1 protein-coding gene is annotated in these 896 nt (G+C 27.9%); it reads left to right on the top strand.

Features of this window, described 5'->3' with window-relative positions; all coding sequences use genetic code 11:
- Positions 1–167: 167 nt before the first annotated feature.
- A complete protein-coding gene (locus tag AY605_RS05455) occupies positions 168–764 on the top strand; it encodes a hypothetical protein (RefSeq protein ID WP_064095446.1) in 597 nt (198 codons plus the stop codon).
- Positions 765–896 lie beyond the last annotated feature (132 nt).

Raw genomic sequence — 896 nt, 5'->3', positions numbered from 1 at the left:
CTAAGGAAATTGCAAAAGTGCATATTCTAAAAGCGGACATTTTTACTTTGGAGAAACCGGACATTTCTATTTTGGGCTTACAATTGAATTTCGTATAAGGTGTATTATGTTAATTTTAGAAAAACTGAAATAAGATCAATCTAACTCGTAGCACGACAGGAGGTGATATGAATAATGATATAAGTGAAGCCCCCTATCACCCAGATAAATTACTGATGAAAATTCTTGATGAATTATCCCCTTATCGGTATTTTTATTTACATTTATTTTCCTTAGTTTTTATTGTTGCTTATATTTTTGGGTTCTCTATTGAAGGTTATTCTGGGATTACGAACTTTTCCCAATCGATGATTTTGGCATCACCACAAGTAAAACTGGTTAATGATGTTACGTTAATATTTGAGATATTTATTTTTTTAATTATGTTTTCAAAGTATACCTTTTGGGGGCTAGACATTAGAACTAAACATCTATTTAAAAGATATGAAAGATATTATCAGAGCATTCATGAGATTAAAGATAATAGATCTTTAGTTTTACTAGTATGTTTTTTAACTCTAATAATTATGATTTGTTTTAGATATCAAATGTTTATTTTTACCGATGGTGGGAATATATCTTCAATAAGAAAACTTTTAAATGAACCTAATTTTTTTGTGTATTTGTATATGATTTTAGGTTTTTTAATGAATTTTTTTCTATTTATATGTGCAATTTTTAGTCTAGAGTTAAGAAAGCATGTTAGAAACAGATATTTTAATTAATCATTTGGAAAACTAAGCTTATTTAACATAATGGCGGTTATACGAAATGCATTTGTAAGCCCAAAATAGAAATGTCCGGTTTCTCCAAAGTAAAAATGTCCGCTTTTAGAATATGCACTTTTGCAATTTCCT

The organism is Acinetobacter sp. SFD (assembly GCF_001647575.1).
GTDB lineage: Bacteria > Pseudomonadota > Gammaproteobacteria > Pseudomonadales > Moraxellaceae > Acinetobacter > Acinetobacter pecorum.
This window is presented reverse-complemented; position numbering and strand designations above follow the sequence as displayed.